Genomic DNA, 8,669 nt, shown 5'->3' on the forward strand with positions numbered 1-8,669 from the left:
GCTGGACCAGAGAACTTCGGAAGGAACAGGCGTGAGCTCGCTCGAGCAGATGTACCAGCAGGTGATCCTGGATCACGCGAAGCATCCCGTGGGCCGGGGCCTGGTCGCGGTGGACGCCGACCACCTGCACGGGGAGTCGCACCAGGTGAACCCCACCTGCGGCGACGAGGTGACACTGCGGGTCGACGTCCTGCCCGGCGTCGACGGCGGGCCCGCCCGGGTGGCCGGCGTGTCCTGGGAAGGACAGGGCTGCTCCATCTCGCAGGCGTCCGTCTCCGTGATGACGGAGCTGGTCAGCGACCAGCCGCTGGACGAGGTGGCGCGCCTCGACGCGCTGTTCCACGACCTGATGGGCTCGCGCGGCAAGGGGCTCGACGACGAGGGCGTCGAGGACGACCTCGGCGACGCCACCGCCTTCACCGGGGTCTCCAAGTACCCCGCCCGGATCAAGTGCGCGCTGCTCGGCTGGGCCGCGCTCAAGGACTCGCTGGTGCGCAGCGGCGCGTCGGCCACCAACGACTGAGGTGACAGACATGACCGAGGGAACCACGACCGACGTCGGCCAGGAAGCGCCCGAGGCGCCCACGACGGAGGCTCCCACCACCGAGGCGGCGGCCGCAGCCGGCACGCCCGCGAACGTCGCCGACGTCGAGGAGGCGCTGCGCGACGTGATCGACCCGGAACTGGGCATCAACGTCGTCGACCTGGGCCTCATCTACGGCGTGCAGATCGACCAGAACAGCTTCGCCACGATCGACATGACGCTCACGTCCGCGGCCTGCCCGCTCACCGACGTGATCGAGGACCAGTCCGCCCAGGCCCTGGAGGGCATCGTGACCGGCCACCGCATCAACTGGGTGTGGATGCCGCCGTGGGGCCCGGAGAAGATCACGGACGAGGGCAAGGAGCAGCTGCGGATGCTGGGGTTCAACGTCTGAGCTTCACCCGGGTTTCGGGCTGGTCGGCTGACCAGGCCGGATGCGGGATGACCTGCGACAACGCTTTCGGGCGTGCGGGACGGTGGTGGACAGGGATGACCTTCTGAGGCCATCCGTTGCCCCACAGTTCCCCCACGGGATCCGAGGCGTTCTCGCAGGTGGAGGCTCAGTTCGCGGAAGTGTGCGGTGCGTCGTTCCCCCACAGGGAGCCGGTGGGACACCTGTCGGGTGGAGAGGACCACCCATGGCAGGCAAACCGGGCAAGCGCGTCTTCGGTGAGGTGGAGAAGCGCAAGAACGCCAAGACCGGCCAGGTCACGGGCTGGAGGGCCCGGTATGTCGGGCCGGACACGGAGCGACACCACCAGACGTGGACGTTCTGTTGGAGGTGCTGGATCGACGTTGAGCCGGGTATCGGTAAGACCACTGGGGACAGTCCGAGAAGCCAGGAGAGTTCCCGGCGGGCCGCTCCCGGTCTGCCGGCCAGGGCTCCGGCGGCCAGCGGCGCGTACGGGACGAACGCGGTCCCCGTTCTGGTGCAGTGGTCGAACATCGCCCAGTCTGGCTCGTGGCGGTTGAACTTGTTCTGGACGGCTGTGATCGGCGCGATCCGTCGTGCTGCCTCGAGCTGGATGGTGGTGACCTTGGACAGGCCGATGTGCCGGAGTTTGCCCTCGTCGCGGAGCGCGGCGAGTTCGCCGACCTGGTCCTCGAGCGGCACCTTGGAATCAACGCGATGGAGGTAGTACAGGTCGATCCGGTCCACCGCGAGGCGTCGCAGGCTCATCTCCACGCACTGCCGCAGGTACTCCGGCCGTCCCACGGGTGCCCACCTGTTGGGTCCTTGTCGTGTCATGCCGCCCTTGGTGGCGATGACCAGGTGGTCGGGGTAGGGGTGCAGTGCCTTGCGGATGAGGTGTTCGACGGTCTCGGGACCGTAGGCGTCGGCGGTGTCGAGATGGTTGACGCCCAGGTCGACGGCGCGGCGCAGCACCTGCTTCGCCGCGTTGATGTCGGCGGGGTGGTACCAATGCCCGGGGCCGGTGAGTTGCATGGTGCCGTACCCGATCCGATGCACGGGCAGGTCCCCGCCGAGGAGGAACGTTCCGGAGGCTGCCGCGGGGCTGGCAGCATCGAGCGTGGTAGCGGTCATGCCGCTGTGTCTTCTTCGTGGGGCGGCCAGGGCGTCATGGACGTGCCGGTGGGCCAGGGCGGTGACCGCGTTGGCGCTGAGGTGAGTGGTGTCGATGGCGTGGACGACGGCGCCGGTGGCCGCGAGGTGTTCGGCGGCTTCCTTGTGCCAGGTGGCTTCGTCGCGGCTGGAGGTGTGCTGATCCTGGTAGCGGTTGTGCGTCCCGCGCCGGGTCAGGCGGCGGCGGATGACGTCGTCGTCCGCGGTGAGGCTCAGGAGCAGGTCAGGCGTGCGGGCCTGCTCGTTCAGCGCCCACAACAGGTCGGGGTCGACGCCGTCGAGACGCTGCATGACCAGGCCGGAGGCGACATACCGGTCCGTGATCACGATGGCACCTGCGGCGAGGCGTGGTTCGATCTCGTGCGCCAGGTGGTGGTACCGGTCGGCGGCGTACAGGCACGCGAGCGTCAGGCCGTCAGCGGCGTTCGTCATCCCGCGCGCCAGCGTCCCGATCGGCCCGTCCGAGGGCTCCGCGGTGCGGTGGACAGCGTGCCCGTCCTGGCCCAGCTGGATCGTCAGCGCGCGAGTCAGGGTCGACTTCCCGACGCCGGAGGGCCCATCGACCGCGATGAACATCCCACCGCTCGCGGGCGGTGTGGTGGTCATGGCAGGTCGAACAGGGTTGGGTCGGACGCCGCAGGTCTGACGGCGGCCGCAGAAGCTGCACCCAGCCCAGCGGCAAGGCCGAACTGGCGCAGCTCCTGGAGCATCGCGCCTTCACCCACGTCGCTGCCTGCGACGAGGTCCACGAACAGCCGGGCCGTCACCAGTGCGTCGTAGCCTGCGCGGTGGGGTCGCAGGCCGCCAGGAAGGTCGGTGTCGAGACGCCGGTGCCGCACCAGGGCGCCGAGCCGGTAGCTGGGCAGACTCCAGGCGCGGCGCGCGAGCTTGAGCGTGTCGAACGCTTCGACCGGCTTCCAGCCGGGCAGGGAGCGGGTCAGGACGTCGAGGTCGACGTGGACGTTGTGCCCGACCGGGACCGCGTCGCCGAGAGCCGCAAGAACGTCGTCGGCCACCTCGGCGATGGTCGGGGAGCCGGCGACGTCATCGTTGCTGATGCCGTGGATGTTGCGAGCCTGCCACTGGATCGGGTGAGGCGGGCGTACGAGCCAGGAGCGCGGCTGGCCGATCCGGCCGTGCCGGATCGGAACGGCGGCGAGTTCGACGAGGTCGGGTGGCCGGTAGCCGTTGCCTTCGACGTCGACGACGACATAGTTGAGCTCATCCCAGCGGCCGGTGGTCATGACGGGTCCTCCTGGTCCGACGGCGTGGTCGAGTCCCAACCGAGGTCGGCGCGGCCGTGCAAGCGGTGCTTGTGCGGGTGGCGCTGGTCGTGGATTTGGAAGCCGAGGCCGTGCTGGAGGAAGTAGCGGGGCTGCTCGTCCAGGCCGGCCACGACGGCGGCACGTTCGGTGATCTCCACGATCTCGACATCCTCCCTGCCCGGGAGCCGTTGCGCGAGGTCGTGAATGTCGTCAGAGGCCGGGACGTGGTGAGCGTCGGCACAGATCTTGAGTTGCTTGGCCGGGCAGATGTCGCACAGTTCCCGGATACCGTAGTGCCCGTTGTAGTCGGCCTCCTGGTGGGCGAAGGACACCGAGCAGGACGTCTTGCGGAACAACGGTCCGCCCGCGCCGTCGGCGAACGCATCCAGGATGCGCCGCTCGAGGGTCTCGGGCACGATCTTGCGCCGGGCCGTGTCGCTGTAGGGCTCGGGCAGATCGTTGGCCTTGTAGTAGTCGGCGATTTCGCCCCGGTAGAACAGCCCGGTGAACACCGTCGCGTGCGCGTGCCGGGACAGCTCGACTGCCTTGCCCAGGTGTTCGGGGGTGTCGTTCACGCCGGGTACGAGCGGGCGCCAGTACAGGATGACTCGGTACCGGTCGGCATGCTCGAACGCCGTCTTCAAGGACGCCTCGGCGATCGAGGACTTGACCGGCTCGATCCGCTCGTCGGCGATCCCCGAGTAGGTGATCAGGAGCGTCAGCCGGATGTGCCGTAGCCGGTTGAGCCGGGCGCAGTCCTCAGCGTCGATCCGGTAGCGGGTGATGACCAGGACGTGGTTGGTCAGCCCGAGTGTGTCCAGTGCTTCCAGCACCGTGAACAGGTGCTCCTTGACCCGGGGCAGGAACGGGTCGGTGGCGCGGTTGAAGATCTGGATCGGGGTCTTGTGCGGCTGGAAGTAGGGGTGGGAGATAAGTTCCCGGACGGCGTCGTCGTCGGACATCAGGGCACGCGGCTGGGTCATGTCCCACACGCCGTAGGTGTGCCGGATGCAGTACGCGCAGTCCAGCGGGCAGCCCTGGATGTGGTTCAGCGACAGGCCGGACTTGCGGTACTCGACCACCTCACGAGCACGTTCGGGCAGCCGGGCGATCTGTTCACGAGACAAGAGCGGAACAGTGACGGGCACGGGCGCCTCCCCAAGGACGTGGATTCCACCGCGCCGACCAGGCCGGCGGCGCACCCCCACTGTCTGTCACCCACCGCCTTGTGCTGGAGGGCATTCTGGGCGGCAGAGTCCGGCAATCTGGAGTGACCTCGCACACACCGAGGCACGGCTCACTACCCTGAACGGGCGGCACTCCAGAGGGACCACGAACGTCGGCGGAGGACGTCATGGCCAACGACCACTTGCGACAGCGACGCGAATCCACGCCCTCGCCTTCGGGCAGCGGTCTGCCGATGTCGCGCAGAGAGCTGGCCGAGGCGGTCAACCAGTACCTCTGGCGCACCACAGGCAAGGAGGTCCACCTCGATGTCGACACCCTCCGCCGCTACGAGAACGGACAGCCCCGCTGGCCAGGGGCGGACTACCGGGACGGGCTACGCGCGGTGCTCGGCGTGGGATCCGACGCCGACCTCGGGTTCCACCCGACCCGGCGCGGTCGGACCGCGGCACCGACGCACGATGTGGGAGCGTGGATCGCCACCTGGGCCCACAAGGATGCAGTGGCCAGCGCCGACTCCGAGATCCCGGCCACGGCGATCGATCTCTTGTGCCGCGCCGTGTTGTCCTACCCTCCTGCCGAGGGCGGACTCGATCGGCTGGAGCGAGCCAGGCCAGCCGTCGCCGGCGCCTTCGCGTCGTACCAGGCCGGCAGCTTCGAAGCGGCGGCGCTAAGGGCGTCCAAGGCTCTTGCCGCTCTGCGATCGGCGGAACACGGCCGCGCAACCACCGATGCCAGGGTGCGGGCGCTGGCGTACCAGGTCGCCGCGATCGTGCTGTCGAAGGCGGGCCGGACCGACATCGCGTGGATCGCCGCGGACCGAGGAGTCGCAGCGGCCGAGGCGAGCAACGACGCATGCCTGCGCCTGTCACTACTGCGTACAGCCGCGTTCTCGATGGCCGCCGCCGGTCACAGGGGCGACGCGCTGGTCACGATCAAGACCGCCACCAGAGAATTCCAGGGGCGCATGTCCAGGACCATGACGTCGGCAGCCGTCTACGGCACGATCCTGCTGACGGGCGCGGTCCTGCTGGCCGGAGCCGGCGACCAGAAGGCTGCCGCGACCTACCTCGACGAAGCACAGCGGGCCGCCATGGTCACCGATACCGATCGCAACGACCTGTGGACCGCGTTCGGCCCCACCAACGTCGCGATCCACCGGGCCAACGTCGCGGCCGCTGCCGGTGACATGGACACCGTCCTGGCCGTCGGCGGCCCCCTCCGGGTCGAACACCTGCCCGCAGAACGGCGCGTGCGGCTGCACCTGGACGTCGCGCGCGCCAGCCTCGCCGCCGGGGATCATGGGGATGCCCTCGCCACGCTCGTTCGCGCCGAGGCTGCCGCGCCTTCGCAGGTGCGGCACCATCACATCACCAAAGACGTCGTGACCTCGTTGATCACGGAGGCTGTTCGGCGACCCGGTCCGGAACTGACCCGCCTCGCCGGCCTGGTCGGCGTCCCCACCACCTAAGGACGGTCAGGACTCACCGGCTTCTGCGATCAGTCGCTTGGTGTACCCGGCCTCCACGAGTCGCTCGTACGCGCCGTGGACGTCGTCGGGCACCTCGACCGGCACGGCGAACCCGGCGTCTGCGTACGCCCACAGCCGCTGTGTGTCTCCGACGAGCATGTTCAGCACCCGCTGCTCATCCCCGATGGACGCGATGTAGTCCTCCAGCGCCAACCACCGGGCAGAACACACCACCTCCAGCTCCGGCCACACCTTCCGGACCGTGGCCCACGCCCGCCGGCCTTGATAGGGGCGGCTGATGATCGTCGCCGACTTCGGATCCAGCCCGCGCCCCAGCAGCAGTTCGCGGGTGAACGTGAAGTTCTCGCTGGTGTTGGTCGCCTTCGTCTCCAGCACGATCGCCTCGGGCGGGACGCCGAGGGTTTCGGCTCGTTCGGCGAAGTGCACCGCCTCTCCCCGCGGGAACCGCTCCAGAGTCGTGGGGGCGTTCGCGCCGGTGAAGACGACCAAGGGGAACCGGCCCTGGCGATACAGGTCGGCCGCGTGCTCGGCCACGCTGATGTCATGACCACCCAGCCCGATCGCGATATCGGTGGCACGGCGCTCGTCGGGCATCTGATGGAACTCCCACAGAACCTGGGCGTCCCGGATCACGCTCGCAGAAGGCATGGCCGCCAGTCTGGCACGGGGCAGAACCGGGCGAGTTGCTGTCCTCGGGAGCGGCAGATTGCCGGGTGGCCGGTCGCAGAATGCCCTCCTGCTCCCGGTCCGGCGAGGGTGGTGACGCCGTCGAACACGGTCGGCGGCGTCACCGAATGGAAGGCAGCCGACATGAAGACGATGAACGTGGACGAGTTCTTCACCGGCCCGATCACGGCGGGCGTGCCCGAGCTGCGGGACCAGGCCGGCCGCAAGATGCCCGGCGCCGCCGACTCCGACAAGCAGGGCGACCTGTGCGGCTGACCCGCCGCCCCTGACCGCTCGCGGGGACCGGGCCGCCTGGAGCGCCCGGTCCCCGCGAGCTCCCACTCGTTGTTCGCGGAGGCCCACGATGCTGAAATTCACCATCCGCCTGTCCGACCTGACCGACCCAGCCTGGAGTTGGGACGCCCGGGCGTGGCGTTCGGGCGGCGGCTGGATCGAACCGCTGGTCAACCCGTCGGTGGAGTCGTTCCTGGTCGTGACGGGGGAGCGGTCGTGTCTGGTCATTGCCCGCGAGCGCGACCTGCGCGGTCGCCTGTTCCCCGCGCCCCGCACCCTCGCCGACGCTCTGGCATGGCCGGGCGATCACGTCACTGTGGAGCTGACCCCGCAGGGCATCGCCGTTCACAACGGAGAGTTCGGCACTGCGCCCCTGTACATGACCGTCGCCGACGGGATAGCGGCGGGTTCGTGGAACGTCACCGATCTGCTCGGCCGGTTCGAGCCCGCGAAGCTCGTCGACACCGCCGTGACCCGAGCTCTGCTGCGTACGCCGGTGTACTCCAGCACCACCCTGTTCGACGGCGTACTGCGGCTGACCGAGCGCGCCACGGCCCACCTTGACACGCGCGGGGTCCAGGTCACCTACCCGGACCCGGCCGAGCATGTCCTGGCCGCGCGGGAACCGGGCGGCACCGACCTGGTTGCGTCCTTCGACGAAGTCTGAGCCACGTGGTCGCTCGCCTGCCAGCTCCCGGGGGACAGGTCGCCGCCGAGCTGTCCGGCGGCGCGGACTCGGCGGGCGTCGCCCTGACCGCTGCTGCGCGGCACGGCACCATCCGCACCGTGGGGCTCGTGGTCGACGGCGACATCGGCCGCGCCCAGGCCGGACGCCGCCAGACCCTGGTACGCCACCTCGGTGCTCACGACGTCGCCATCGCCGCTGCCTCGCATCCGCCGTTCGCGCCGGACGGCGTCCGTGGCCGGTGTGAGCCTCACGATCCGGAGGCCGCGTTCTACCGGGAGGCGTTCGACGCCCTGCGCGACGCCGCCCGCGACCACGCGGCCACCCTCGTCTACACGGGCCTGGGCGGGGACGAGATCAGCGCACTGCACCCACACGAGCGCGCGCCCGACCGAGCCGACAAGCTGGACAACCAGCGGGGGAGTGTGCCGTTGCCGGACTGGGCTGGGCCGGTGGTCCGTGCTGTAGCGGGCGACCTGGCCGCCGATGCCGCACCCGTCTCGGCGGTCCCGATCCCCACCCTGAACGCCTTCACCCTGCACAACCCCGCCTACCTCGACGCCGGCATCTGGCCCGTCGCGCCCCTCGCCCACCCCCTCGTGGTCCGGTTCGCCGAACAACTACCTGTGGAGTACCGGCGAGGCAAACACCTCCTGCGCGAGCGTCTGCGGCGGGCAGGGCTACCCGAACGTGTCGTGCGGCCGACTCAGCCCGAGAACTTCCTGTCCCTGATGGACCGCGGAATGCGCGAGTACGGCGTGGCGCACCTGCGCGCCATGCTCGCGGAGTCGATTCTGGTCGACGGCGGCTACCTCGACGGTCAGATACTGCGGGTCGCGACCGGGGACCTGGAACGCACCGGGAGGTTCGAGTGGGTCTGCTGCACGGATAGGTGACAACTGACTTGCCTGCTTCGGCGGGCTGGAAGGATGTCATCGTGCCCAAGCCCTATC

At 69.6% G+C, this 8,669-nt stretch carries 10 protein-coding genes; 6 read left to right on the forward strand and 4 right to left on the reverse strand.

The window, feature by feature from the left end:
* The first annotated feature begins 31 nt into the window (after positions 1 to 31).
* Positions 32 to 523, forward strand: coding sequence for a Fe-S cluster assembly sulfur transfer protein SufU (gene sufU, locus J0911_RS01930; RefSeq protein ID WP_207273714.1), 492 nt, complete (start codon positions 32 to 34; stop codon positions 521 to 523).
* Positions 524 to 533: 10 nt separating this feature from the next.
* Positions 534 to 938 carry a metal-sulfur cluster assembly factor gene (locus J0911_RS01935; RefSeq protein ID WP_207273715.1) on the forward strand — a complete coding sequence of 135 codons (405 nt, stop codon included), beginning with the start codon at positions 534 to 536 and terminating at the stop codon, positions 936 to 938.
* Positions 939 to 941: 3 nt separating this feature from the next.
* On the opposite strand, the gene tmk is transcribed toward J0911_RS01935, so the two are convergent.
* Genes tmk through J0911_RS01950 form a run of 3 tightly spaced genes read right to left on the reverse strand, consistent with a single transcriptional unit; the run spans position 942 to position 4,521 of the window.
* A complete protein-coding gene (gene tmk / locus J0911_RS01940; RefSeq protein ID WP_207273716.1) occupies positions 942 to 2,735 on the reverse strand; it encodes a dTMP kinase in 1,794 nt (597 codons plus the stop codon).
* Positions 2,732 to 3,373 (reverse strand): 3'-5' exonuclease, encoded by a 642-nt coding sequence (locus tag J0911_RS01945; RefSeq protein ID WP_207273717.1) that lies wholly within the window; start codon positions 3,371 to 3,373, stop codon positions 2,732 to 2,734. Before J0911_RS01945 ends, tmk begins: the two co-directional genes overlap by 4 nt.
* A complete protein-coding gene (locus tag J0911_RS01950; protein WP_207273718.1) occupies positions 3,370 to 4,521 on the reverse strand; it encodes a radical SAM family protein in 1,152 nt (383 codons plus the stop codon). The genes J0911_RS01945 and J0911_RS01950 overlap by 4 nt, the downstream gene beginning before the upstream one ends.
* A 293-nt stretch (positions 4,522 to 4,814) precedes the next feature.
* On the opposite strand from J0911_RS01950, the gene J0911_RS01955 reads away from it, so the two are divergent.
* Complete coding sequence (locus J0911_RS01955) at positions 4,815 to 6,050, forward strand: hypothetical protein (RefSeq protein WP_207273719.1); 1,236 nt, start codon at positions 4,815 to 4,817, stop codon at positions 6,048 to 6,050.
* A gap of 6 nt (positions 6,051 to 6,056) precedes the next feature.
* Here the strand turns inward: J0911_RS01955 and J0911_RS01960 are convergent, their stop codons facing one another.
* Positions 6,057 to 6,719: a YdcF family protein gene (locus J0911_RS01960; RefSeq protein WP_207273720.1), complete on the reverse strand. Its 663-nt coding sequence runs from the start codon at positions 6,717 to 6,719 to the stop codon at positions 6,057 to 6,059.
* A gap of 162 nt (positions 6,720 to 6,881) precedes the next feature.
* Here J0911_RS01960 and J0911_RS20680 point away from each other — a divergent pair, with 162 nt between their 5' ends.
* The 3 genes from J0911_RS20680 (at position 6,882) to J0911_RS01970 (ending at position 8,612) form a co-directional block, all read left to right on the forward strand.
* Complete coding sequence (locus J0911_RS20680; protein ID WP_278186731.1) at positions 6,882 to 7,013, forward strand: hypothetical protein; 132 nt, start codon at positions 6,882 to 6,884, stop codon at positions 7,011 to 7,013.
* 88 nt (positions 7,014 to 7,101) lie between these two features.
* Positions 7,102 to 7,698: a hypothetical protein gene (locus J0911_RS01965; RefSeq protein WP_207273721.1), complete on the forward strand. Its 597-nt coding sequence runs from the start codon at positions 7,102 to 7,104 to the stop codon at positions 7,696 to 7,698.
* 5 nt (positions 7,699 to 7,703) lie between these two features.
* Complete coding sequence (locus J0911_RS01970) at positions 7,704 to 8,612, forward strand: asparagine synthetase B family protein (RefSeq protein WP_207273722.1); 909 nt, start codon at positions 7,704 to 7,706, stop codon at positions 8,610 to 8,612.
* Positions 8,613 to 8,669 lie beyond the last annotated feature (57 nt).

The organism is Myceligenerans salitolerans (genome assembly GCF_017349295.1).
In the GTDB taxonomy this organism is placed as follows: domain Bacteria; phylum Actinomycetota; class Actinomycetes; order Actinomycetales; family Cellulomonadaceae; genus Myceligenerans; species Myceligenerans salitolerans.

What these genes read in the sequence shown, in the direction of transcription:
- J0911_RS01935 (WP_207273715.1), top strand. Translation starts at nt 534, where the DNA reads ATGACCGAGGGAACCACGACCGACGTCGGCCAGGAAGCGCCCGAGGCG.
- tmk (WP_207273716.1), bottom strand. Translation starts at nt 2,735, where the DNA reads ATGACCACCACACCGCCCGCGAGCGGTGGGATGTTCATCGCGGTCGAT.
- J0911_RS01945 (WP_207273717.1), bottom strand. Translation starts at nt 3,373, where the DNA reads ATGACCACCGGCCGCTGGGATGAGCTCAACTATGTCGTCGTCGACGTC.
- J0911_RS01955 (WP_207273719.1), top strand. Translation starts at nt 4,815, where the DNA reads ATGTCGCGCAGAGAGCTGGCCGAGGCGGTCAACCAGTACCTCTGGCGC.
- J0911_RS01960 (WP_207273720.1), bottom strand. Translation starts at nt 6,719, where the DNA reads ATGCCTTCTGCGAGCGTGATCCGGGACGCCCAGGTTCTGTGGGAGTTC.
- J0911_RS20680 (WP_278186731.1), top strand. Translation starts at nt 6,882, where the DNA reads ATGAAGACGATGAACGTGGACGAGTTCTTCACCGGCCCGATCACGGCG.
- J0911_RS01965 (WP_207273721.1), top strand. Translation starts at nt 7,102, where the DNA reads ATGCTGAAATTCACCATCCGCCTGTCCGACCTGACCGACCCAGCCTGG.